Below are 23,959 nucleotides of genomic sequence, written 5' to 3' on the forward strand. Positions count from 1 at the left end.
CATTGTCACGCTAATGTGTGAATGTATTTCCTATTACACAAACGCTCCGCTATGGATGCGCACGCCGCAATGAGGAATTTCACCGCTTTGCGGTGTTGCGGCGGCGAGCGAAGTGGGAGGGGCCCCTCAAAGATTGAGGGGAAGAAGGAGTTGAAGTGGGCTTACCCGCTTTGTTATAGACCTTGTTACGCTGAAGTGGGCGAGTTACTTTACTCAGGAGTGTACATTCATTGCATTGCGAAAAGCCTCCAGGGTAGATTTCTGTAGATCTGACAGATTTTGTGGAATCTGAATGTGCAGGCGTACATACTGGTCACCTCGGCCGCCCATTTTGTTGGGACGAATTAGTCCGCGGTTTATCAGGCGTAGTTTTTGGTTCTGCATTCCGGGAGGAAGGTCGTAGAGCAATGTTCCTTCGATTGTGGGAATAGGGATGGTTCCTCCCAGTACCAGTGTCGGAAAGTCAATATCCAGGTCTGTGTATAAATGAAAGCCCTGCCGGTGGTATCCTTCCTTCTCTTTCAGAAGAATGATGACCACATACAGGCGGGACGGGTCTTTTTCTCGGTGGATATTAATAAAATCGGTCTCGTTTTCAAGAACATCTTCCAGAAAGAAGAATTCACGCTCATAGGTACCGCCTGGCAGACGGACATGAAACGTCCAGGTTTTTTCCACATACCCTAAGCCGTTGCACTGAGGACAGCGCTGAGCAGGCACTTTTCCGGTGCCTTTGCAGCGGCTGCAGAAAGTCTTGGTGGAGGTGGTGTGGCCCCACTGGGTTTGATACTGGACTTTGCGTCCAGTACCATGGCAGTCGGGACATTCTGTGGACGGGATATTAGCCTGTTCACCCTGGCAGTGAGGACAGGGGATTCTCTCAGTATAGATAGCGGTTTTTCGCACAGGGTGAAGTGTTTCCTCCAAATCTAGCCAGACTGCGATGCGTATACTCTTCTCAGGCGGTCCTTCGTCCTCCTCCTGGCGTCCTTCTGAGCAGGCACCACAATGGCCGTCCTTAGCATGAGAAGCAGCGGAAGTGTGAGTGCTGTGGTAACTATTTTTGTAGGCAGAGTGACCCATATAGTTATACTGGCGTCTTTTTTCTTTATCTGACAGGACAGAATAGGCTTCTGAGATTTCTTGAAATTTTTTTGTGATTTCCTCCGATTGAGGAGAGGTGTCCGGATGATACTTTTTTGCGAGCTTGCGGTAGGCGGCTTTGATTTCTTTCTGGCTGGCATCTGGTGAGACGCCGAGTATCTCATAATAGGTTCTCATAAATGACCTCCTCTTGGAACAAAATAAAATGCAGTATTTTTGTCAAGATTTAATTCCATTGTAGCGGATATTAGTTTGTGTGACAAGAGGAAAATGAAATTTTATCTGTTATGTAATAGGAAAGACCTTGTCAAGATAATGCGTGAAAGCTCTTTCCTATTACATAAACGTTCCGCTAAGGATGCACATACCGCCATAAAGTAGTGCATCGCAAAGCAGTGTTGCGGAAGCGCGCAAAGTGGGACTGCGCTTCTCAAAATTGAGGAGAAGGAGGAGTTGAAGTGGGCTTGCGTACTTTGGTTACGCCGAGAGGACTGTGGCTGCTGGGTGTCACATGAAACTGTTTTTTATAAGCCCGTGAAAAAGTGGTGTAGTCACCGAAACCGCTCTGGGTACAGGCAGTGGTTATAGATATGCCTTGCTGAATCAAAGTGCGCGCCAGCAGCAGGCGTTTTTGGAGAATGTAGCTGTGTAAGGTGTAACCGGTCTGGGCCTTGAACTTGCGCATCAAGTGGTATTTGCTCAAATAATATTTCTGAGAGAGTATTTCAATACTGAGATCATCAGACAGGTTGTGATTGATGTAGCGCAGCAGATCTTGAATTTGTTTGTCGCAGGAATAAGATTCCTGGTCTTGTATATACTTTTTCTCTAGAAAAATTCGGTTCAGGTAGACCATGAGCTGGACAAACAGGGCTTGGTTAAGCTGGGAGGCACCGAATTCCTGGGATTTGGAAACTTTCTCTAAATGTAGAAATAAATCCTGAAGTTGGCGCTGTAGCTCTTCGTGCAGTCGTATGAGGTTAAAGCTGCGGTCAGAGGCCTTGCGGAAACAAGAATAGAGGTCGTCTCCTTGTATAAGATGGGGAAGATCAGGGCGTATCCAGAGAATGATTCTGTCATAGGGCACCGTGGGGGCCACTTCGGCCTTATGCAGGGCATACTGGTTCACCAGGAGAAGATCCTGGGGCTTCAGATAGTAAGATTTTCCTTCGATCTGATAGGTGACATTCCCGGATAAAAAGAAAATGATTTTGTGAAAATCGTGATAGTGAAACTCAAATTCTTTGGAAAGCTGATCCTGAATATGAAACAGGCGAAAATCTTGAAGCAGATAGCCAGCCTTTTTCTCGAGGTTTTTGTCGTCCATGAAGGTTCTCCTTGTCTTTGATAGCTGTGAAAAACGGCGGGTGTTCGAGTTCTATTAAAATATTATATTTTGAGATTACAGCATTTTTTGCAATATATCAAGCATAAAATCCCATATACTTATGAGAAAAATGTTGTATACTATTGTTAATTAAATAAATATCTTTTTTAACTGTGAAAAAATGTAACTTGTAAATGATAGGTAGAGTAGACCGAGAACTGGTCTTTGTCAATGAAGGAGCCGCCAGCAGGCGGAAGATTGTGTGGAAAGAAGATGAGAGAATGTGTGATCATCGCATTAAAATGAGCCGTTATCAGGGACAGGGGACGGACTGTCTGATTTTGGACCCCAATCAGAATCAGGAATTGCTGGCGGGTAAGAAGGTAGAGTTGATTTGCCGCCGCAGTCTGGGAATTGGTGGCGATAGTGTGCTGTACGGGCCAATTTTGGAAAATGGAAAAGCGCGGATGAAAATCTTTCAGCCAGAGTGCGCCTCAAAAGAGGCAGGGGAGGGGAAAATTGGCGCGTTTGCTAATTATCTGGTGGATGCGTGTTATTTTGCTGGAGAACCCCAGGATGGTGTGCAGGTAGGACTTTTGGATGTGAGTCTAGAAGATATGGAATTTCAGACGGACTGGAGGGCCTGCGGGAAGAGAAATAGAGAGATTCAGTTTGTGGAAGACATTTATCTGGATGAGAGCTTTTTTGTATCATAGAGAAAAGTTATCCACGAGGATATGAGAAGATCTGAAGATTTGCTAAGAGTGAATCTTCAGGTCTTTCTTTTAGTTGACCCTCTTTAGGGAAAGACGTATAATAGAAAATGAGGCTTGATAAGCCTAAAATTTAAGAAAGAAGGTGAAGCTGTGGTTGAGTTAGATCAGTTCAAATCTATTTTGAGCACATATGCAGGACCATTAGTGGAAGTGAGGGATTCACTTTGACTTGGCTAACAAGGAAAAGCGAATCGAAGAATTAGAAAGGGAGATGGAAGCTCCTGATTTCTGGGATGATGCAGAGGAGTCTCAGAAAAAGATGAAAGAATTAAAGTACATGAAGGATGATCTCCAGACGTATGAGAATCTGAGGACACAGATGGAGGACATGGAGACGCTGATTGAAATGGGATACGAGGAAAACGACCCAGATTTGATCCCAGAGATTCAGGAGATGTTGGACGAGTTTCAGAAGAGTTTCGATGACATTCGTGTGAAGACTTTGCTGTCTGGTGAGTATGACAGTAACGATGCCATTGTGACGCTTCACGCCGGAGCAGGAGGAACTGAGTCCTGCGACTGGGCGAGTATGCTCTACCGGATGTATACCCGTTGGGCAGATAAGAAGGGATTTTCTTTGGAAGTTCTGGACTATCTAGACGGAGACGAGGCGGGAATCAAGTCGGTGACCTTTGAAGTACGGGGAGAGAATGCCTATGGGTATTTAAAATCTGAAAAAGGAGTTCATCGTCTGGTGCGTATTTCTCCGTTTAATGCGGCGGGCAAGAGGCAGACTTCCTTTGTGTCTTGCGATGTGATGCCGGATATCGAGGAAGATGTGGATGTGGAGATACGGGATGACGATATTCGTGTGGATACCTATCGGTCCAGTGGTGCCGGTGGGCAGCACATCAATAAAACATCCTCGGCAATTCGAATCACGCACCTGCCAACTGGCATTGTGGTGCAGTGTCAGAATGAACGTTCTCAGCACATGAACAAAGACAAAGCTATGCAGATGCTGAAAGCAAAGCTGTACCTGCTGAAGCAGCAGGAGAATGAAGAAAAGCTCTCTGGAATTCGAGGCGAGGTGACGGAGATCGGCTGGGGAAATCAGATTCGTTCTTATGTTATGCAGCCGTACACCATGGTAAAGGATCATAGAACCAGCGAGGAGACCGGGAATGTGGATTCTGTGATGGACGGGAACATTGACCTATTTATCAATGCCTATTTGAAATGGATAGCATTGTCGAAAAAAGACTTGCAGAAATAGAAATTCTATGCTACTATCTTCCTAGTGTAAACATTTGTTTTTAACAGACAAACAAAGGAAGATAATATGGGAAAAGAATCAGAGAAGAAAAAATACTATGTAGTCAAAGAGAGAGCAGTGCCGGAAGTTTTGATTAAGGTGGTTGAGGCCAAGAAGCTCTTAGACATGGGAAAGGTAGAGACGGTTCAGGATGCCACGGAGCAGGTGGGAATCAGTCGCAGTTCTTTTTATAAGTATAAGGATGATATCTTTCCTTTCCACGAGGAGACTAGAGGAAAGACTCTTACCTTTATCATCTCCATGGATGATGAGCCGGGATTGTTGTCCAGTGTGCTGCAAATGATTGCCCAGTATCACGGAAATATTCTGACAATTCATCAGAGTATTCCAATCAGTGGGGTTGCTACTCTGACTTTGAGTGTGGCCATATTACCGAATGAAGGTGATGCGCAGGCGATGGTGGAAGCCATAGAACGCTGTGAGGGCATTCATTATTTAAAAATTTTAGGCAGAGAGTGACAGCGGGTGAGAGGGTTTTTTAAAATCCTTTCACTCGTTGTCTGCGCGATAAGCCCGGCACGCGTCTAGCACGGACCATAGCGGAGCGAAGACCTGCTGGGATGCCCGAAGTATCACAAGGGATAGGAGAAGTTTTCCTTCTCCTATCCGCTCTATATTACGAATGAAAGGCGTGCGCATAGAGTACGTACGGAACGGAGGAAATTATGATTCAAGTTGCAATTTTAGGTTACGGTACAGTGGGAAGCGGAGTTTATGAGGTGTTAAAGACAAACCGTGACAGCATCAAGGAAAAAACCGGAGATGAGATTCATGTCAAATATGTACTGGATTTAAGAGATTTTCCAGGGGATCCGGTAGAGGAAGTATTGGTACATGATTATGAAAAGATTATCAGCGACCCAGACGTGGATATTGTAGTGGAGGTGATGGGCGGTGTTGAGCCTGCGCACACTTTTGCGAAGCGTGCGTTAGAGGCGGGTAAATCGGTGGCCACCTCTAACAAAGCGATGGTTGCTCAGTGCGGTGTTGAGCTGTCTAAGATTGCCAGAGAGAAGAACATTAACTTCTTATTTGAGGCTAGCTGTGGAGGCGGAATTCCGATTATCCGGCCGTTGAACAATGCACTGACAGCAGAGGTGATTGATGAAATTACGGGTATCTTGAACGGAACGACAAACTACATGCTCTATAAGATGAGTACTGAGGGGTGTGATTTCGATGAGGTACTGAAAGAGGCTCAGGAAAAGGGCTATGCGGAAGCAGACCCGACGGCGGATATCGAAGGCCATGACGTATGCCGTAAGATCGCGATTTTATCGTCTTTGGCCTATGGAAAGTTCGTGGATTTTCAGGAGATTCCCACGGAAGGAATTACGAAGATCACTGCGATGGATATGAAGTATGCGAAAGAGTTGGGGATGACAGTGAAGTTGTTGGGAACCAGCCGTAAAGTAGGAGATCAGGTGTATGCACAGGTGGCCCCGTACCTGGTGGGTCCATCCAGTCAGCTTTACAGTGTGAACGATGTTTTCAATGGCATTTTTGTGCATGGTAATATGCTGGGAGACGCGATGTTCTATGGAAGCGGGGCAGGAAAATTGCCGACAGCCAGTGCTGTTGTGGCGGATATCATTGAGGAGGCCAAAAACCTGAATAAAAATGTGATGTATGGCCTGAGTGAAGAAAAAATGGACCTGATGAGTGTAGATAATGTTGAAGAACGCTATTTTGTGCGGCATCAGGGAACAGAAAAAGATGTCGAGGCTGTTTTTGGAAATGTGGAGCAGGTGGTAGAAGGTATCGTTGACGGTGAGATTGGATTTATTACTTGGAAAATGACTTACGGAGAGTTTCAGAAGAAGGTGGAGGAACTGGGCAAGGTTGCTCAGACAATCCGTGTAAAAGATTGAGGAGATAGAAGGCTATGAAATATGTGGTAGTATTGGGAGATGGCATGGCGGATGAGCCTATTGAGGAACTAGGAGGAAAGACGCCTCTAGAGGCAGCGAAAACTCCGGTGATGGATGAGCTGGCAAAAATGTCTGAGATTGGGATGGTACGTACTATCCCAGAGGGCATGAGTCCTGGAAGTGATACGGCGAACTTGTCGGTGTTAGGCTATAACCCGAGGAAGTATTACACGGGGCGTTCTCCGCTGGAGGCATTAAGTATCGGTGTGGATATGAAGGATACAGATGTAGTCTACCGGTGTAATATTGTGACGCTGACGGAAGAAGATTGCCCTTATGAGCAGCAGAAGATTGTAGATCACAGTTCAGGAGAGATCAGTACGGAGGACGCGAAAATTCTGATGGATGCCGTTTGCAAAGAGCTGGAAAATGATACCTATAAGTTTTATGTGGGAACCAGTTACCGTCACTGTATGGTATGGGAGAATGGCCAGGTTCTGGAATTGGTGCCTCCGCACGATGTATTGACACAGGTGATTGGCCAGCATCTGCCTGAAGACCCGATTCTGCGCAGAATGCAGGAGAGAAGCTATGAAATCTTGAAAAACCATCCACTGAACCTAGAACGCAAAGCAAAGGGATTGAACCCGGCGAACAGCTTCTGGTTCTGGGGCGCGGGCACGAGGCCGGCGCTGGATGCCTTTGAAGATATCTACCACAAAAAAGGAGTTATGATTTCGGCGGTCGATCTGTTGAAGGGGATTGCCGTGGGAGCAAAGATGGACCGGAAAATCGTGGAGGGAGCTAATGGTGGCCTTCACACGAATTATGAGGGTAAGGCCCAGGCGGCAGTAGATGCTCTGACGAAGGAAGACTACGATTTTGCCTATATCCATGTGGAGGCGCCGGATGAGATGGGGCACCAGGGAAGCGTGGAGAGAAAGATTCAGGCCATTGAGAATCTGGACCAGAGAGTCATCAAGATTGTGAAGGAGGGCTTGGATGCCAGCGGTGAAGATTATCGGATGCTGGTGATGCCCGATCACCCGACGCCTATCCGTCTGCGCACGCATGTGTCAGACCCGGTTCCATATATGCTCTATGACAGCAGCAGGAAGAGAAAAGAGACTTGGAATTACAATGAAAGAGAGGCCCAGGCAGGAGGAATTCAAAAGGGACATGGCTGGGATATGATGAGTTATCTGCTGTCATGAAAGTGTGTTTTCGTGGCGAACAATGAAGAAATGGCAAAAGTAAAAAAGAATCTCATTCATTGAGATTCTTTTTTATGTAATAGGAAAGACCTTGTCACGCTAATGCGTGAAAGCTTTTTCTTATTATAAAAACGCTCCGTTAAGGATGCGCACGCCGCAATAAGGAATTTCACCGCGAGGCGGTGTTGCGGCGGCGCGCAAAATGGGACGCGCCCCCTCAAAGATTGAGAGGATGTGGGAGCTGAAGTGGGCTTGCCCACTTTGTTTTTTAGATGCATATTCGTAAAAAATGGTTTGTTTTAAGCTTCGGAATTGTAATCATTGTTTTCCCTGAATATCTGGGGGATGTCCGTGCTGTTTTGTTGCAGATGCAAATCGTCGATTAGCTCTCGATAGAAAAATGTCTCTGCCATTCCCAAGTACGGGATAATCCACAGTAGTGCGATATAACAGGTGAAGACGGATAAAATATACAGAGGAATAAAGCTTAACTGAAGCTTTAAGTATCTCCACCAGTTTCCTCTCATCAGCTGAAAACTGAGGCTCATTGCTTCTTTGGCCGAGAGGCGTTCCTGGTCAGCCAAGAGGTAATAGGACATAGACAGAGGTATTGTGAGAATCATGTAGAGGAAAAGGCCAAGCAAAATCACAGCAAAAGTAAGATATAGAGCTTGTAGAAGAGCTTCTGTGCTACCATTTAGGGCTTCCTCGTTTAGATAGATATAATTTACTAAAAGTGAGGGAATTGTGGTGAGCAGATTAATCAGTGCCAGCACGAATCCCACGATCAGCACACGGTCAGGATTCCGTGAAAACATGCGTGTCAGATCGGAAAAGCTGTAGGGCAATCCCCTGGAAATGTTTAGATACATATATATCAATCCGGCAGTGAATAGAGACAGTATCACGGAGACGGCGAAAGAAAATATCTGACTCATAATCCATGACAAAGTTGTGTTCGTGGGGAAAAGTACGGTTGTCAATGAGCCAAAGGCCATACTGAGTGCGCTAATCAAAATATTTGCGATGATGGGGATGGTATAGTTGCCCCGGAGGGCATTTCTAGCCATCATTTTTAGTTCTCTATTAGATTTTTTCATAAACGATGTACTCCATTCTTTGTAGTTGTCCAGAAATTATCAATGTAATTGTAGCATGTAATGAAAGGCCTGGCAAGGCGTGGAGTCCAATTAGGTGTTGACAAACCTACGGGACGTTGCTATTGTACTGTAAGAGAAATTGGCAGATTTCCGAGAGATTAAAAGAAGAGGAATGAGATTGTTATGGATATTATTCAGGTAATTACCGGAGAACTAGGCGTAGAGAAATGGCAGGTGGAAGCGGCAGTTCAGCTGATTGATGAGGGAAATACGATTCCGTTTATCTCCCGGTATCGAAAAGAGGTTACAGGTTCGTTGAATGATGAGCAGCTTCGAAAGCTGGGAGAAAGACTGAGTTATCTTCGGAATCTGGAAGAGAAAAAGCAACAGGTGATTTCCAGTATTGAAGATCAGGGTAAGATGACGGATGAGCTTAAAGCACAGATTCTGGCGGCGCAGACTTTGGTAGTTGTGGAAGATCTCTATCGTCCGTATAGACCCAAAAGAAGGACGCGAGCAATTATCGCAAAGGAAAAAGGGTTGGAACCGCTGGCAAATCTCATACGTCTTCAGGCTACCAGTGTTCCTTTGGAAGAAGAGGCAAAAGCATACCTGTCAGAGGAAAAAGAAGTCCGTACTCCTCAGGAGGCGATCGCTGGAGCTATGGACATCATAGCGGAGTCTATCTCAGATGAGGCAAATTACCGAATGCACATTAGAAATGTGACAGTTAAAAAGGGTAGTGTAGTCTCTGTGGCTAAAGATTCAGAGGCACAGTCTGTCTATGATTCTTATTATGATTACGAGGAACCGGTCTCTAAAATAGCGGGACATCGCGTTCTGGCTCTGAATCGAGGCGAGAAAGAGAAATTTCTGACAGTTAAGATCAGTGCTCCGGAGGAAGAGATTCTCCGTTATTTGAAGAAAAAAGTGATTCTGAAGGAAAATCCTATCACGACTCCCGTTTTGGAAGTTGCTGTGGAGGATGCCTATAAACGTCTGATTGCGCCAGCCATTGAGAGGGAAGTCAGAAATGATTTGACCGAGAAGGCAGAAGAGGCGTCCATTGGAGTTTTTGGAAAGAACCTGCAACAGCTTTTGATGCAGCCTCCGATTGTGGGACGTGTCGTGTTGGGCTGGGACCCAGCTTTTCGAACGGGCTGCAAATTAGCTGTGGTGGATTCTACGGGGAAGGTGTTGGACACAACGGTAATCTACCCCACGGCACCTACCAATGAGAAAAAGATCAGGGCTGCGAAGGATAAAGTGAAGGAATGGATTGAAACTTATGGGATTTCATTGATTTCCATTGGTAACGGCACGGCTTCGAGAGAATCTGAGCAGGTAGTTGTAGAGATGCTGAAAGAGATTCCAGAGAAAAAGGTGCAGTATGTAATTACCAACGAAGCCGGAGCTTCAGTGTATTCAGCCAGTAAGCTGGCGACGGAAGAGTTTCCGAATTTTGATGTCGGACAGAGAAGCGCAGCTTCCATCGCTAGACGTCTACAGGACCCGCTGGCAGAACTGGTGAAGATTGACCCGAAGTCCATCGGAGTGGGACAGTATCAGCATGACATGAATCAAAAGAAGTTAGGAGAGGCTTTGAACGGGGTAGTGGAAGACTGTGTGAATAAAGTCGGTGTCGATTTAAACACAGCTTCTGCTCCTCTCCTGGAATATATCTCTGGTATATCTAAGGTTATCGCGAAGAATATTGTAGCTTATCGTGAGGAGAACGGCAGCTTTAGGAACCGTAGAGAGCTGTTAAAGGTGGCAAAGTTGGGACCGAAAGCCTATGAACAGTGTGCAGGTTTTACGAGAATTCTCGGTGGGGATAATCCGCTGGATGCCACCAGCGTACATCCGGAAAGCTATGAGGCTGCTACAAAACTTTTAGAGAAGTTGGGATATGCCTCTGAGGATATCGCGGACGGAAAACTGACGGGGATTTCTAGACAGATCAAGAATACGAAAAAAATGGCGCAGGAACTGGGTGTCGGAGAGATTACTCTGGAAGATATCGTCAAGGAATTGGAAAAGCCGGCCAGGGACCCTCGTGATGAGATGCCGAGACCGATTCTGCGCACGGACGTTTTGGAGATGAAAGACCTGGAAGAAGGGATGGTTCTAAAAGGGACTGTGAGAAATGTCATTGATTTTGGTGCGTTCGTGGACATCGGCGTTCACCAAGATGGTCTGGTGCATATCTCTAAAATGACAAAACGTTATATTAAGCATCCGTTGGAAGCGGTGAGCGTTGGAGATGTGGTGGAGGTTAAAGTGATTTCTGTAGATCTCCAAAAGAAGAGAATCGGTCTTAGCATGATTTTAGATTGATAGATGAAATGTCTCCTGTAGGGAAGACGGGTGTAGAAAAAAGTAGCTAAATTCTCCAGTTTGAGATATACTAATAAAAAGCGTGTAAAGGGGAGAAGAAGCGATGAAGAAAATATTTAGCAGTCTACCGTTTAAGCTGTTACTAGGTGTTGTGCTTGGGATTTTGGTAGGGCAGGTGGCAAATGTCAGCGTTATGAATGTGGTGGTTACGGTCAAATATATTTTGAGCGAGCTGATTAATTTCTGCGTGCCTCTGATTATTATCGGATTTATTGCGCCTTCTATCACAAAATTGGGAAATCACGCGTCTAGAATGTTAGGGGTTGCGCTGATCTGTGCATATACATCTTCTGTGCTGGCTGCGCTGGGGTCTATGGCGGCGGGGTATGGTCTGATTCCGCATCTGTCTATCTCTTCGGCAGTGGAAGGACTGAAGGAACTGCCGGAGGTGGTATTTCAGCTGGATATTCCAGAGATCATGCCGGTGATGAGTGCATTGGTTTTCTCGGTGATGATTGGACTTGCGGCGACTTGGACAAAGGCAGTTACTGTCACAAAAATTCTGGAAGAGTTTCAGCAAATTGTGTTGAAAGTGGTAACTAAGATTGTCATTCCAATTTTGCCGGTGTTTATAGGTTTTACCTTTTGTGCTCTGTCATATGAAGGAACGATCACAAAACAGCTGCCTGTATTTATCAAAGTGGTATTGATTGTGATCGTGGGACATTTTATCTGGATGACGCTTCTGTATACTGTGGGTGGTATCTATTCTAAGAGCAACCCACTAGAGGTGGTGAGAAATTATGGGCCGGCTTATCTAACGGCAGTAGGAACCATGTCGTCTGCGGCGACCCTGGCGGTGGCATTAAAATGTGCGAAGAAATCGGAACCGCCTCTTCGCTCAGATATGGTGGACTTTGGGATTCCTCTGTTTGCGAATATTCATTTGTGTGGTTCCGTGCTGACAGAGGTATTCTTTGTTATGACTGTCTCAAAGATTCTCTATGGAGACATACCGTCTGTAGGGACTATGGTCTTGTTCTGTTTCCTGTTGGGAGTGTTCGCGGTGGGAGCACCGGGTGTTCCGGGAGGAACGGTCATGGCTTCTCTGGGGTTAATCACAGGAGTTCTGGGCTTTAACGATACGGGAACAGCGCTGATGCTTACAATCTTTGCGCTTCAGGATAGTTTTGGAACTGCCTGTAATGTGACTGGGGACGGAGCTCTGACGATGATTTTGACTGGCTATGCCAATAGACATAATATCGAGAAACAGGAGAACACGCTTGAACTATAGTGAGTGTGATATATAGAGGATAGTGAAAGTATCCCGAAAATTGGAAGAGAAAGAAGCCCCTGTGCAGATAGAAAAAATATCTGCACAGGGGCTTTTGCGTGATAAGTCTGGTAAGCGGTTTCTGTTCTTGCCTCAAGCTGTATTCAATCAGAAACGAAAATCACGTATTCCTTCTTGAATTTTTTCGAGATGGTCTTTACAGATTTCTCTCACACGTTCTCTTGGGATATTTTTCAGCTCTGCCTGAATAAGAGCTTCGCCGATTTCTTTTGTCTCCTGGCTGGCGTAATCTACCAGATATTCTTTGAGTGTCATCAGTGCATTGGGATGGCAGCAGTTTTGAATCTGACCGGATTTGCACAGGGACATAAAACGGTCTCCGGTGCGGCCTTCCCGATAACAGGCCGTACAAAAAGAGGGGATATATCCCATCTCCATCAGCCAATGGACTACTTCGTCCAGGGTTCTCTGGTCGGAGACATCGAACTGTTCCGTGTCGGTGGGGCGCTCTTCTTCTTGATAACCGCCCACAGAGGTACGGGAACCGCCGCTGATCTGTGACACCCCGAGGCGAATAACTTTTTCCCGGACAGCCTGGGTCTCTCTGGAGGAGATGATCATACCTGTGTAGGGAACTGCGATTCGGATTAAGGCACAGATTTTGGCAAAGGTATCGTCGTCGATGCCGTTGTCAAAAGTGGATGGGTCGATATCGTCTGCCCGTTTGATTCTGGGAACGCTGATGGTGTGCGGTCCGACGCCGTGAACAGCTTCCAGATGTTCCGCGTGCATCAGCAGGCCTGCAAATTCATAGCGGTACAGCTCCAGGCCAAACAGTACGCCGAGGCCCACATCGTCAATGCCGCCTTCCATTGCCCGGTCCATAGCTTCGGTGTGATAGTTATAATCGTGCTTTGGTCCTGTGGGGTGCAGCGTCAAATAACTTTCTTTGTGGTAGGTCTCCTGGAACAATATGTAGGTGCCGATTCCGGCTTCTTTTAATTTGCGGTAGTTTTCTACGGTGGTTGCCGCAATATTTACATTGACACGGCGGATAGCGCCGTTTTTGTGTTTGATGGAGTAGATTGTATCAATGCATTCCAGTATGTATTCGATGGGGTTCATCTTGGGGTCTTCCCCGGATTCGATGGCCAGACGTTTGTGCCCCATGTCCTGAAGTGCGATAACCTCTGCTTTTACTTCCTCCTGGGTCAGCTTTTTTCGCGGAATATGTTTGTTTTTCATGTGATATGGGCAATAGAGACAGCCATTCACACAGTAGTTGGAGAGATACAGAGGGGCAAAAATCACAATCCGGTTGCCGTAGAAGGCTCTTTTGATTTCCTCTGCCAGAGAATACATTTCCTGAATTTTTTCAGGAATGGTACAGGCTAGAAGGACAGATGCCTCGCGATGTGTCAGCCCTGTGCAGAAAGTTCCCTTCTCGGTAAATCTGGGGCGGGCTTTTTCTAGAATCTGGTCAATGAGTTCCACGTTGTCTTTGTTCTCATCTGCGTAGCGGAGCGTCTCTAATATTTCCTCGTGATTGATGAACTCATCCGCACAGAGAGACTTTGGGTCATACTTATACATATTCTTTTTTCCTTTCTTTCGAGTCAGAAGATCTTCCTCGTTGGTGATTTTATTATAAAATTTCTAAAGGATAATGTCAATATTTTATCGAAACTGCACAAAATCGGGCGTAACTATTCAGCCATGCGACAGATAAGAACCAAAATCCGGAGCAAGCTTGCTTGCAGAGGAGTTTTGCTCTTATCAGGCATATGGCGCTTAGCCATAAGCGAGGATTTAGTCGCATACGCGGCGATATAAGCTGCGTAGCAGCTAATTCGAGCTGTTATGGCTGAATAGTTACAATTGGGCGCAACAGTTTAGACATGAGGGAGAGACGTTGGGGATAGGAAGGCCGGGCAGTCTCTTTTCGAGAGAGACTGCCCGGCTTGGAGTAAAAGTTGTCACATAAAGAAAGGATTAAAAGCGCAGTAAAGGTGTAATATCTGCAAGTCGGCAGCCAGGACTTGTGTCACAGGCGCGCATCAGGAAATTTAGTTTGTCGATTCTCTCGCCGGAACGGGGGGCTCCATTTTTGATGAACGGAATGCCTAGACCCACCGCTAAATCCATAACCACATCTCCGACTACACCTCCGGAGCGCCCTGAAGGGGTAGCGAACATACCGTGTTCTTTTGCGAATTGGTAGGTATCCAAAGCTTCTGTGATGGTTCCTACTTGGTTTGGCTTCAGGATGAAACCGTCGATGGCCTGAAGTTCATATGCGCGTTTTAGGCGGTCGATATTTGTGACAATGAAATCGTCTCCCAACAGAATGGTGCGAGTAATTTCCTGATGAGCTTTTGGATAGGACTCCCAGTCATTTTCATCCAGCAGATCTTCGATGAAGACAAAGTTGAATTTTTCTGTGAGTTTCTTAGCATAGGCGATCAGCTCGTCAGCGGATATGCGCTTTCCTTTTAAAAGGTAAGTGTTGGAGTCTTTGTCATACATCTCGCTGGAGGCGCAGTCAAAGGCAAAACCAATTTTACCGGTGTAGCCACAGAGGTCGATTGCCTCCTGAATCAGTTCCAGAATGACTTCCGGGTCTTCAGAAGGAGCGGCATAGCCATAGGATGGAGCGACTTCTGGTTTCGTACCGCCCAGATATTTGGTGATGACTTTCTCCAATTCCTGGAATGTGTTCACGCCCATTTCTACAGCTTGATAGATATCTTTAGCCCCGTATGGGGTGATGATAAATTCGTTGAAAGGTTGGGTCAATGTGGCGTAGTGGCCTCCATTTACAATGTTGAAGCTGGGAACAGGTACGGTCTCAATGTCTTTTTGAGCCAGATATCTGTAAAGAGGCATACAGCTATTCGCGGCTGCTGCGCGGACGGCTGCAATAGATACTGAGTAGATTGCGTTACCACCCAAATGGTGTTTGTCTTTTGTACCGTCCAGGTCGATCATCTTATGATCTATGGCGGCTAGGTCGTGTACGTCCATGCCGACCAGAGTTGGGGCAATCTTCCGATTTACATTGTCCACAGCCTTGTGAACACTAAGACCGTGGTATTCCTTTGGGTCGTTGTCTCTTAATACATAGGATTCATACATTCCCACAGAGGAACCGGTGGGGGCACAGCCGGTCCCTATGGAGCCGTCTTCTGTGATAACATCCACCTCCACCATGGGACGACATTTACAGTCAATAATCTGACGGGCGTGTACAGATTGAATTTTAGAACTCATTGGAATTCTCCTTTCATTTTTTATGAATTCTCTACCTTAGGGATGTAGAGAATATTGAAATCACACAGATTTGTTCCAGTGTTTCCTGTAAAGACGGTGTCTCCGATTTTTTCTAAGGCTTCATAGCAGGCATGGCCGCGCAGAGCTGCATGGATATCCACGCCTGCTTTTTGAGCCGCAGCGTAGCTGGTGGAATCTGTGATACCGCCGGCCACAGGAGTAGTCCCATCTGTTCCCTCAGAATCGATGGAGAGCATACATGCTCCTTTAGTCTTAGTGGCTAGGAGTGCGAAACTGGCGGTCAACTCCTGAGATGGACCTCCGTGACCAGTGATTAGACTGTTATCCAGAATCTGGGTGGTTACCTCGCCGGAGCTGAGAATTACGCAGGGGGCGGGTAGGGGATTTCCGTAGGCTTGAATTTCTCTGGCTATAGACGCAAAGAAAGAGCCAGCGTCTTTACTCTCTCCTTCTAAAAAAGAAGAGAGAATGATAGCGGGAATACCCATGTCCTCCGCGATCTGTTTTGCGTAGATACAAGAGTCGGGCAATGTATTTAAGAGAAAGTAAGTATTGCCTGGGAACGCCTTTGGTGTTTCGCATTCAGGGCCAGCGTTCATCAGATAATCAACGACTCTTTTGGGTAGACGGTCTGCCACATTGTAGTCTCGGATTGCTTTTCGAGCATCGTCCAGGGTGGTCTTATCAGGACCCATAGGCGTGCTGGCATAAGCAGCGTAGGGAATTCCAATATCCGAGGTCGCAGGGGTTCCCACAGCATCACTGATTCCGAAACCGATCAGTTCTGCACCTACGGATTGAATACGTTTGGCCAGCATTCCGCCGTTCATAGCCGAAATATGGCGGCGTATCGCGTTGATTTCGTAGATGTTGGCGCCCGATTTTAACATCACATCTGTAGTCTGAATTTCATCGTCGAGAGTGATGCCATCAATAGGGCAGCTCATGAGAGCAGAACTCCCGCCGCTTATGACGACTAAGAATAAGTCGTCGGGTCCTGCTTGGTCTACCAGTTCCAGAATTTTCTGGCAGGCATGATAACCTTCCTCATTGGGGAGAGGGTGGCCGCCTACGTAGACATCCGTGCGGTGAAAGATATCAGCCTCCTCAGCTACCTTTACGATGGCGATTCCCTTCGTCAAATAATCTCCCAGGATTTCATCTACAGCCATGGCCATGTGGTTGCAGGCTTTGCCGGCTCCCAGCAGGTAGACGTGACGTTTTTTTGAGAGATCCCAGGACTTTGTTCCTATATGGAGAATGGAACCATCCATGTGCATAATGCTTTTGATTCTCTGAGAGGCGTCCAATTTTTGGAGGGTCTTCTCAGTGATGTCTAGCACAATTTTTCTGGATTCCACATCACCATGGGAAGTGAGGGCGTTATAATTACGAATTTTTTGCATATTGTGATCTCCATTTCTGATTTAGATAGGTAGAAAAAAGAACAAAGAAAAATACATTATATATTATTTGATACATAAAATTTGGTTTAAGTATAATGAGATATATTGCTATAGTCAACTATAAAAGCAAAAAAATTTAAAAATTATAGGAAAATAGCATATTATCTAAAAAAATCAATTGATTTTGTTTAAAGTGTAAAAAATAAAATGTATACTTGACGTATATTGCAATGCGTTATAAACTAAATGTATTAAAAAATACATTTCGTATAGAAATGTGGAGTAGAAAAAAGAAAAAGAAAGAAAAAATAGAAACAAAAAACAAATTTTTCGAAATTAAAAGCAACTTATTTATAAAATCATGTGAAGGAGAACGAAAATGGGTAAGAAAACGGAATTTTTGTATTTGTCAGAGAGAGACACGATCGAAGCAGGAGTCCTGGATGCGAAAAAATGCATTGATAATGCGGAGGAAGTATTCACGCTTCTGAGTGAGGGAGACTACCTGATGGGTGGAAGTAATCACAATAGCCATGGTCTGGGCTTAGTGTTTCCGAAAGAGAGTCCTTTTCCCAATATGCCTGTAGCGGGACCAGATCGCAGGTTCGTGGCTATGCCTGCTTATCTGGGAGGCAGATTTGATGTGTGTGGTAACAAATGGTACGGTTCAAACGCAGAGAATCCGAAGAAAGGATTGCCAAGGTCGGTGCTCACAGTGACTCTAAATGACAAAGATACAGGGGAACCACTGGCGTTTATGTCTGCAAATCTACTGAGTGCGGCCAGAACAGGGGCTGTGCCGGGAGTAGCAGCCAGACATTTGGCGAGAAAGGATTCAGAGATCGTCGCGGTACTAGGCTGCGGACAGATTAACCGTTCCTGTCTGCGCTCCATTTTGACGCAGCTTCCACAGGTTAAAAAGATCGTGTGCTATGATATTTTTGAGGCAGCATCGGAGAAATTCTTAAGCTGGGCAAAAGAGGAATTAGGTGTGGACGGAGAGGCCACAAGTGATCTGGAAGCAGCGGTAAGAGGAGCTGATGTGTTGACTGTCGCAGCGTCTCGTCTGAAACCTCTGTATGTGAAAGATGAGTGGCTGAAAGCGGGCGTTACAGTACTGATTACGGGTCCGATGCAGACGGATACCTCCTTTTGGACGAGCACGAAGTTGATCTATGACAATGTGAGACTTCACGAAGCTTATGTGCAGGAAGCGATCGAATCTGGAGACAAAGCTGGGTACTATAAAGGAGTGATCGGAGGCCCAATTTATACTTTAATTGATGAAGGGAAGATGCCAGCTTTGAAGGATTCCACGAGCATCGGAGAGGTAATTCTGGGTAAGAAAGAAGGACGTACTAATGATAAGGAGAGAGTGACTTTTGTAGCGTGTGGTATGGCTACTTTTGATGTTGGCCTAGGGTACGATCTGTATAAGACTGCATTAAAAAAGGGAATTGGCCAAAAACTGATTCTTTGGGACGAGCCGTATCAGCAGTAAGATCTGCTGCCTGATTTTGGGGAAAATAGGTTAGGATGCGGTATGTCTACTGTTTATGAATGGTGATACAGTGAATAAGGACGGGAAGTAAAATGAAAATTGTAAGAAGGAGGTGGGGTTGAGTGTCTATATCATTAGGTGCAATGATTATCTGTTTTTTGGCACTCATGGTGATTGGTTTACCGATTGCCTACAATCTGATTGTGACCACGTTGGTTTATGTGTTGGTCGCCGGGTTTGACCCGATTCAGATGGCAATTAAAATGTATGGCGGAATGAATAGTTTTTCATTTTTGGCGGTGCCGTTTTTTGTATTGACGGGACAGCTTATGCTTCGAGGAGGATTGCTGGAGTCCCTGATTAAATTTGTCAACGCCTGGTTTGGAAGATTCAAAGGGGCAATAGCTATCGTGACGATCGGCGCTTCTTTGCTGATGGGGTCTATCGTGGGACTGGCGGTGGCGTCAGCTGCTTCTCTGGGAGCATTTTTGATTCCGATGATGAAAAAAGAAGGCTATTCAGCGCCTTTTTCGGCAGCGGTTATGTCGTCGGCATCTTTATTAGGGCCGATTATGCCACCTAGTGTTTTGATGATTCTTTACTGTACAGCGGTGGGAAAGACATCAATCACAGGTATTTTTATGGCAGCAGTGACTCCGGCGATTATGATTGCAGTTTTGCAGTGTATGATGGCCCATCATATATCGAAAAAGAGAAATTATCCTTCCTATAGAAAAGCGAGCTGGGCAGAGAAAGTGTCAGCCACGAAAAAAGCAATCCCTGCACTATTGCTGCCGGTGATAATTTTGGGTGGTATCTTCAGCGGTATCTTTTCTATCACTGAGGCATCTGGAGTCGCGGTGGTGTACAGTGCCCTTTTGGCGTTCTTTGTGAACAAGAGTGTGAAGCTTAAAGATATACCGGATATGATTGTAGAGGCGGCATCCACTTCTGGGCTGGTTTTGGTTCTGGCGGGAGCCGGCACAGCCATGGCCTGGGGAATTGCCAATGAGAGAGTGATGGACATGCTGATTGGACCGCTGTCCTCACTGCCACCTTGGGTATTCCTGCTTCTGGTAAATATTGTGATGCTGATCTGCGGTATGTTTATGGATGACTATGCTTCTACGGTTATTTTAGCTCCGATTATCGCGCCGATTGCATGGGCGCTGGGAATTAACCCGTTACATATTGGTGCTGTGTTCTGTATTAACCTGGTAATTGGTTTGGCGACACCACCGTTCGGAATTACCTTGTTTGTCACAAGCCCGGTGGCTGGAGTTAAATTGGAGGAGACAGCCAGAGAAGCTTTGCCGTTCTTGGCAGTCACGATTGGCGTCTTGTTACTGGTGACATTTGTACCTCAGGTGAGTCTGTGGCTCCCGAATCTGATGGGATACACAGGATAAAGAGGAAGGAGAGATGGTTATGAAAATGAAAAAAATGAGACTTCTGATAACAGGTTTGCTGGCGGTTTCTATGATTGCCACAATGGCGGGGTGTAAGAGGACAAACAGCTCCGGCGGGGCAAATGGCGGAGGAGCTGTTGAGGAAGATGTCAGCGGCAGCTATACGATTCGAATCGCTTGTGAGAACTCTGAGACCTATCCTTCCACGTTAGGTCTGCAGGTAATGAAAGAATATATTGAAAAACAGACGGATGGAAATGTGAAAGTGAATATCTACGCTGGCGGTCAGATGGGCGGAGAGGAAGAGACACTAGAACAGGTAGCACAAGGGTCTTTGGAGATGGCGGTCGCGTCCTTTGCTCCGGTGGTCTCCTATGATTCAGAATTTGAAGTATTGGATATCCCATTTGTGTACAACTCTTATCAGGAAGCTTGGATGGTGTTGGACAGTCACGTAGGAACGGACTTGCTAGATTCTCTACAGGATTACGGAATGATTGGAATGGCGTTTATGGAAAATGGGTTCCGTCAGGTGACGACGAACTCTTCTCCGGTAGAGAGCGCAGCTGATCTAAAAGGTGTGAAGATTCGGACCATGCAGAATAATAACCATATGGCGGCGTTTTCAGCACTGGGTGCAAATCCGACGCCTGTTTCGTTCTCGGAGTTGTATATGGCGCTCTCTCAGAACACGGTGGATGCTCAGGAAAATCCTATAGCAAATGTCACAGACAAAAAACTCTATGAGGTACAGAAATACTTATCCATCACCAACCACATCTACGACGCGATGCCTCTGATTTGTAATTTAGACTTTTTTGAAAGTCTGCCTGGCAAATATCAGGGAATCGTCAAGACAGGGGCTGTTCTGGGAATGGAATATAGCCGGTTTTGCAACGCTGAACGTGAAGATTTGATACTGGAAGAACTGGAAGGATACGGAATGCAGATCAATGAGGTTGAAGCAGGGGCGAGAGATGAGATGAAGGAGACTGCGCAGCCGGTGGTCATCGAGGATGTCAGCAGCGATATCGGACAGGACAAAGTGGACCAGTATTTGAAAGATGTAGAAGATGTTTTAAATCAGATTAAAGATTACTAATGGACAGCTTAACCGTTTTGGAGGTGCCGCCGACAAGCGGTATGAGGGTTTGCGCATTATGTTGGGAGACTGCCAGACTGTGGCTGGCAGTCTTCAGGATGAATAAGAGCAGAGCTTTTTAATGGAGGAAATAGAGTATGGTAGAAGCTATGGATAAATTTATTGCGTCTTCATTTAAAGTGCTCCGAGCAGTTCTCAGTGTGGTGCTCTTGGGCATGGTGGCAATTTTAATGGCGCATATTTTTTGCCGGTATATTTTAAACAGTTCTCTGACTTGGTCGGAAGAACTGCTGAAAATTCTATTGGTGTGGTTTGGTATGCTGAGCGTATCGCTTCTGGCTATCCGTCGGGAGCACGTTTCTATTGTTATATTCAAGGAACACATGCCCAAACGTGTAGCGGCTGTGTTGTCAAAGGTGACTCAGATAATCACAGTGTTGGTGTGTTTGGTGGTGATCTACGTCGGAGCCAATTATGTGATGGAGGCAGGCTATCGACCGACACCGGCTCTTGGGCTGCCTTATGGTTATGCATATGCTGCAATTCCAATTTCCTTCCTGTTTGTCACGGTGTATGAGATACGGAACCTGATCGTAGATTTGACGGGCAAGGGAAATCACGCGGCTATTGAGAAGCCGGAAGAAGACTTGACAGGTGGCGGTGAGTTTCACCTGGATATGAAGGAATAGAAGGGCGAAATGTATCGGTTAAGAGATCGAGATGGAAGAGTGAACTATATAGATGACGAGCTGGGAGTATCCTGTGCGATTATGAATGGCTGGGAAGCGGGGCTAGTTCAGACGCCAGATCTCTTGGAACTGAATCATGAAGAGGCAGTGAGCAAGGCTGTGAGACAGCCGAAATATGGATGGCCTTTGAGGGAAATTGTGCGGAGACGAGGCGGAAAGACTGCTTGTGTCTTGGTGTCGGATGCTACGAGGGCGGTTCCGACGGCACGGCTTTTCAGATACGTGGCGGAGGAATTGTCAGCCAGCGGAATCTCTGGGGAAAATGTGCGTGTTTTTGTGGCGCTCGGTGTCCACAGAGAAGCGACGGAGTCAGAGATGAAACTTATCCTGGGAGACTATTATGGGAGAGTTTCTATAGAAAATCATACGCCGTACGACCAAGAGAATTTGGTGTATTTGGGAGAGACGACGAGAGGAACGCCAGTGTGGGTGAACAAAAGAGCGGTGGCGTGCGATATCCACGTGCAGATTGGGAAAGTGGAACCCCATGAGTTTGCCGGGTTCTCCGGCGGCAGAAAGTCGGTGCTGCCAGGTGTCAGTTCAGAGAAGACGATTAAGGTAAATCACCGTCCAGAGATGATTCTCGCGCAGGGCGCTGGAATCGGTAAGCTGGATGGAAACCCAGTGCACGAGGATATGTTGGAAGCTGCAAATTTGTTTCGAATTGATTTTAGCGTGAATTGTATTCTGAATAACCAGTTGAAGCTGGCAGCTGTGTTTGCGGGAAAATTACGCGAGAGTCATGAGGCTGCGGTTCGGAATGTGAGAGAACGTCTAGGGGTGAGGATTCAAAGGCCGGATATTTTGGTGACTACTCCAGGAAAACCATTGGATATTGATTTTTATCAGTCCGTGAAAGCTTTGATTGCCCTGACAGAAGTTCTCGATGAGAGGACGGTGGTGATTCTCTACTGTGGGTGCCCGGAGGGGGTGAATTCTCCAGATATGCTGAACGGTTTTAAGAGCAGTGAAAATCTGGAAGAAGCAGTTGCTTACACGATAAATCATTATGAGGTTCAGAGCGACCATGTCATTTTGCTTGCCAAGATTCTCAGAAAAAAGGTGAAAGTAATTGTCTGCTGCCCAAGTATCTCTGATGAGGAAATTCGTGAAATGTTTATGGAGCCTTGTCCCACGTTGGAGGCTGCGCTGAAAAGAGCGGAAGAATTGTGCAAAAAAGAGAGAGGACAGATTTTATTTTATCCGAAACCGCAGACAGGACTGCCTGTATTGAGGTAGGACTTCAAGGATACGGATTGATTCATGGAGAAGCTGTTCTTCATTTAAATGGAAGAGAGCTGGCATCGTGTTGGATAGGGGAGAGTGAAATCTCCCCTATCCAATTTTTATAATCCCAGATAAAATCCCTGGCTGAGAATATTTTCTGTGCGTTCTAGCATCGCGCGGGATTCCTCAGGGCTTGCCTGGGCCAGAGCAGCGATCAAAAAATTTGTCAGACACAGAGGGGCCGCGTAGGAATTTTTATAGTAGACGCTAGAAACGGTACAGGGAAGTATAATATCTCCGTAATTTGTGACGGAAGTTATATTCTGGCTGGTGATTAGGATGATCTTGACACCACAGCTTCTGAACCAGGAGAGAATCGTAGTCGCTGTTTTACAGTATCTAGGAAACATGTAAGCGACGCAGACATCTCCTTTTTGCGCAGAGTTCACTTCTTCCGGATAGATGAGACCTGTGGAAGAGATTAGGCGTACATTGGCTTTGATTTCTCCGATTCGCGAGGCGAAATAGTGAGCAATGGAGAAGGAAGCGCGCATTCCGAGAACAAATACATTTTGAGCGTCGGATATCATTTGAATCGCCTGCTCCAAATCTTGATCTTTTTGGAGTGAAAGAGTTTTTTGAATGTTGTTTAAATCATTGGTAAAAGACTGCTGGAGAAGCTGATTTTTAGGTATCTGTAAATTAGTCTTGTCGAAACGATCTGGAAGAGCGGCTTTTGTGCGGACGTTGTTCTGGATATCTTTTTGCATATCGCTGTATCCTTGATAGCCGAGAACCCTAGAAAAGCGTATGACGGTAGTTGTGCTGACGCCAATTTTTTCAGCTAGATCTTCCAGTGTATCAAAAGCCACGTTGTCCTGATTGTCGATCAGATAGTTGGCCACAGTTTTTTGTGAGTATGTGAAGGCATCAAAATTATCTGTTAGCTTGTGAAAAAAATCCCCCATAAAG

The 23,959-nt window shown here is 46.0% G+C and carries 19 protein-coding genes; 12 read left to right on the forward strand and 7 right to left on the reverse strand.

Annotated elements, in window-relative coordinates:
* Nucleotides 1-213: 213 nt before the first annotated feature.
* On the reverse strand, nucleotides 214-1,281 hold the full coding sequence (locus BLHYD_RS01755; RefSeq protein WP_005946982.1) for a DnaJ domain-containing protein: 1,068 nt from the start codon (nucleotides 1,279-1,281) through the stop codon (nucleotides 214-216).
* Nucleotides 1,282-1,534: 253 nt separating this feature from the next.
* Nucleotides 1,535-2,431, reverse strand: coding sequence for a helix-turn-helix domain-containing protein (locus BLHYD_RS01760; RefSeq protein WP_005946986.1), 897 nt, complete (start codon nucleotides 2,429-2,431; stop codon nucleotides 1,535-1,537).
* A 194-nt stretch (nucleotides 2,432-2,625) separates the two neighbouring features.
* Here BLHYD_RS01760 and BLHYD_RS01765 point away from each other — a divergent pair, with 194 nt between their 5' ends.
* The 5 genes from BLHYD_RS01765 to BLHYD_RS01785 all read left to right on the forward strand — a co-directional run bounded on the left by BLHYD_RS01765 (nucleotide 2,626) and on the right by BLHYD_RS01785 (nucleotide 7,568).
* Nucleotides 2,626-3,147: a hypothetical protein gene (locus BLHYD_RS01765; RefSeq protein WP_005946988.1), complete on the forward strand. Its 522-nt coding sequence runs from the start codon at nucleotides 2,626-2,628 to the stop codon at nucleotides 3,145-3,147.
* 150 nt (nucleotides 3,148-3,297) lie between these two features.
* Nucleotides 3,298-4,423, forward strand: a protein-coding gene (prfB, locus tag BLHYD_RS01770) for a peptide chain release factor 2 (RefSeq protein WP_148391203.1) whose coding sequence is annotated in 2 segments (ribosomal slippage) — nucleotides 3,298-3,372 and nucleotides 3,374-4,423 — 1,125 coding nt in all. Because the reading frame shifts where the segments join, the coding sequence is not laid out codon by codon here.
* A 66-nt stretch (nucleotides 4,424-4,489) separates the two neighbouring features.
* Nucleotides 4,490-4,942 (forward strand): ACT domain-containing protein, encoded by a 453-nt coding sequence (locus BLHYD_RS01775; protein ID WP_005946992.1) that lies wholly within the window; start codon nucleotides 4,490-4,492, stop codon nucleotides 4,940-4,942.
* Between the two features lie 206 nt (nucleotides 4,943-5,148).
* Nucleotides 5,149-6,354 carry a homoserine dehydrogenase gene (locus tag BLHYD_RS01780; protein WP_005946994.1) on the forward strand — a complete coding sequence of 402 codons (1,206 nt, stop codon included), beginning with the start codon at nucleotides 5,149-5,151 and terminating at the stop codon, nucleotides 6,352-6,354.
* A gap of 14 nt (nucleotides 6,355-6,368) precedes the next feature.
* Nucleotides 6,369-7,568, forward strand: coding sequence for a cofactor-independent phosphoglycerate mutase (locus BLHYD_RS01785; protein ID WP_005946996.1), 1,200 nt, complete (start codon nucleotides 6,369-6,371; stop codon nucleotides 7,566-7,568).
* A 299-nt stretch (nucleotides 7,569-7,867) separates the two neighbouring features.
* On the opposite strand, the gene BLHYD_RS01790 is transcribed toward BLHYD_RS01785, so the two are convergent.
* Nucleotides 7,868-8,668, reverse strand: coding sequence for a DUF975 family protein (locus BLHYD_RS01790; protein ID WP_005946998.1), 801 nt, complete (start codon nucleotides 8,666-8,668; stop codon nucleotides 7,868-7,870).
* Nucleotides 8,669-8,851: 183 nt separating this feature from the next.
* Here BLHYD_RS01790 and BLHYD_RS01795 point away from each other — a divergent pair, with 183 nt between their 5' ends.
* Nucleotides 8,852-11,005 carry a Tex family protein gene (locus BLHYD_RS01795; RefSeq protein WP_005947000.1) on the forward strand — a complete coding sequence of 718 codons (2,154 nt, stop codon included), beginning with the start codon at nucleotides 8,852-8,854 and terminating at the stop codon, nucleotides 11,003-11,005.
* Nucleotides 11,006-11,108: 103 nt separating this feature from the next.
* Nucleotides 11,109-12,302, forward strand: a complete 1,194-nt coding sequence (locus BLHYD_RS01800; protein WP_005947002.1) for a dicarboxylate/amino acid:cation symporter — start codon at nucleotides 11,109-11,111, stop codon at nucleotides 12,300-12,302.
* 147 nt (nucleotides 12,303-12,449) lie between these two features.
* On the opposite strand, the gene hydG is transcribed toward BLHYD_RS01800, so the two are convergent.
* The 3 genes from hydG to BLHYD_RS01815 form a co-directional block, all read right to left on the reverse strand.
* Nucleotides 12,450-13,895: a [FeFe] hydrogenase H-cluster radical SAM maturase HydG gene (gene hydG / locus BLHYD_RS01805; RefSeq protein WP_005947003.1), complete on the reverse strand. Its 1,446-nt coding sequence runs from the start codon at nucleotides 13,893-13,895 to the stop codon at nucleotides 12,450-12,452.
* A gap of 399 nt (nucleotides 13,896-14,294) precedes the next feature.
* Nucleotides 14,295-15,572 (reverse strand): phosphopyruvate hydratase, encoded by a 1,278-nt coding sequence (gene eno / locus BLHYD_RS01810; RefSeq protein WP_021845687.1) that lies wholly within the window; start codon nucleotides 15,570-15,572, stop codon nucleotides 14,295-14,297.
* Nucleotides 15,573-15,592: 20 nt separating this feature from the next.
* Nucleotides 15,593-16,999 (reverse strand): glycerate kinase type-2 family protein, encoded by a 1,407-nt coding sequence (locus BLHYD_RS01815; RefSeq protein ID WP_005947019.1) that lies wholly within the window; start codon nucleotides 16,997-16,999, stop codon nucleotides 15,593-15,595.
* Between the two features lie 379 nt (nucleotides 17,000-17,378).
* Between BLHYD_RS01815 and BLHYD_RS01820 the strand changes: the two genes are divergently transcribed.
* From BLHYD_RS01820 to BLHYD_RS01840, 5 genes are all read left to right on the forward strand, one after another.
* Nucleotides 17,379-18,500 carry a tyramine oxidase subunit B gene (locus BLHYD_RS01820; protein WP_005947021.1) on the forward strand — a complete coding sequence of 374 codons (1,122 nt, stop codon included), beginning with the start codon at nucleotides 17,379-17,381 and terminating at the stop codon, nucleotides 18,498-18,500.
* A gap of 122 nt (nucleotides 18,501-18,622) precedes the next feature.
* Nucleotides 18,623-19,909 carry a TRAP transporter large permease gene (locus BLHYD_RS01825; protein WP_155799540.1) on the forward strand — a complete coding sequence of 429 codons (1,287 nt, stop codon included), beginning with the start codon at nucleotides 18,623-18,625 and terminating at the stop codon, nucleotides 19,907-19,909.
* Between the two features lie 19 nt (nucleotides 19,910-19,928).
* Entirely contained in the window at nucleotides 19,929-21,011 is a 1,083-nt protein-coding gene (locus BLHYD_RS01830; RefSeq protein ID WP_021845690.1) for a DctP family TRAP transporter solute-binding subunit, read from the forward strand.
* Nucleotides 21,012-21,148: 137 nt separating this feature from the next.
* Nucleotides 21,149-21,700: a TRAP transporter small permease gene (locus BLHYD_RS01835; protein ID WP_005947028.1), complete on the forward strand. Its 552-nt coding sequence runs from the start codon at nucleotides 21,149-21,151 to the stop codon at nucleotides 21,698-21,700.
* 9 nt (nucleotides 21,701-21,709) lie between these two features.
* Entirely contained in the window at nucleotides 21,710-22,999 is a 1,290-nt protein-coding gene (locus BLHYD_RS01840; protein ID WP_005947030.1) for a nickel-dependent lactate racemase family protein, read from the forward strand.
* 107 nt (nucleotides 23,000-23,106) lie between these two features.
* Here BLHYD_RS01840 and BLHYD_RS01845 read toward each other — a convergent pair whose 3' ends face one another.
* Nucleotides 23,107-23,955, reverse strand: coding sequence for a MurR/RpiR family transcriptional regulator (locus BLHYD_RS01845; RefSeq protein WP_021845691.1), 849 nt, complete (start codon nucleotides 23,953-23,955; stop codon nucleotides 23,107-23,109).
* Nucleotides 23,956-23,959 lie beyond the last annotated feature (4 nt).

Source organism: Blautia hydrogenotrophica DSM 10507, assembly GCF_034356035.1.
Classification (GTDB): domain Bacteria; phylum Bacillota; class Clostridia; order Lachnospirales; family Lachnospiraceae; genus Blautia_A; species Blautia_A hydrogenotrophica.

What these genes read in the sequence shown, in the direction of transcription:
- BLHYD_RS01755 (WP_005946982.1), bottom strand. Translation starts at nt 1,281, where the DNA reads ATGAGAACCTATTATGAGATACTCGGCGTCTCACCAGATGCCAGCCAG.
- BLHYD_RS01760 (WP_005946986.1), bottom strand. Translation starts at nt 2,431, where the DNA reads ATGGACGACAAAAACCTCGAGAAAAAGGCTGGCTATCTGCTTCAAGAT.
- BLHYD_RS01765 (WP_005946988.1), top strand. Translation starts at nt 2,626, where the DNA reads ATGATAGGTAGAGTAGACCGAGAACTGGTCTTTGTCAATGAAGGAGCC.
- BLHYD_RS01775 (WP_005946992.1), top strand. Translation starts at nt 4,490, where the DNA reads ATGGGAAAAGAATCAGAGAAGAAAAAATACTATGTAGTCAAAGAGAGA.
- BLHYD_RS01780 (WP_005946994.1), top strand. Translation starts at nt 5,149, where the DNA reads ATGATTCAAGTTGCAATTTTAGGTTACGGTACAGTGGGAAGCGGAGTT.
- BLHYD_RS01785 (WP_005946996.1), top strand. Translation starts at nt 6,369, where the DNA reads ATGAAATATGTGGTAGTATTGGGAGATGGCATGGCGGATGAGCCTATT.
- BLHYD_RS01790 (WP_005946998.1), bottom strand. Translation starts at nt 8,668, where the DNA reads ATGAAAAAATCTAATAGAGAACTAAAAATGATGGCTAGAAATGCCCTC.
- BLHYD_RS01795 (WP_005947000.1), top strand. Translation starts at nt 8,852, where the DNA reads ATGGATATTATTCAGGTAATTACCGGAGAACTAGGCGTAGAGAAATGG.
- BLHYD_RS01800 (WP_005947002.1), top strand. Translation starts at nt 11,109, where the DNA reads ATGAAGAAAATATTTAGCAGTCTACCGTTTAAGCTGTTACTAGGTGTT.
- hydG (WP_005947003.1), bottom strand. Translation starts at nt 13,895, where the DNA reads ATGTATAAGTATGACCCAAAGTCTCTCTGTGCGGATGAGTTCATCAAT.
- eno (WP_021845687.1), bottom strand. Translation starts at nt 15,572, where the DNA reads ATGAGTTCTAAAATTCAATCTGTACACGCCCGTCAGATTATTGACTGT.
- BLHYD_RS01815 (WP_005947019.1), bottom strand. Translation starts at nt 16,999, where the DNA reads ATGCAAAAAATTCGTAATTATAACGCCCTCACTTCCCATGGTGATGTG.
- BLHYD_RS01820 (WP_005947021.1), top strand. Translation starts at nt 17,379, where the DNA reads ATGGGTAAGAAAACGGAATTTTTGTATTTGTCAGAGAGAGACACGATC.
- BLHYD_RS01830 (WP_021845690.1), top strand. Translation starts at nt 19,929, where the DNA reads ATGAAAATGAAAAAAATGAGACTTCTGATAACAGGTTTGCTGGCGGTT.
- BLHYD_RS01835 (WP_005947028.1), top strand. Translation starts at nt 21,149, where the DNA reads ATGGTAGAAGCTATGGATAAATTTATTGCGTCTTCATTTAAAGTGCTC.
- BLHYD_RS01840 (WP_005947030.1), top strand. Translation starts at nt 21,710, where the DNA reads ATGTATCGGTTAAGAGATCGAGATGGAAGAGTGAACTATATAGATGAC.
- BLHYD_RS01845 (WP_021845691.1), bottom strand. Translation starts at nt 23,955, where the DNA reads ATGGGGGATTTTTTTCACAAGCTAACAGATAATTTTGATGCCTTCACA.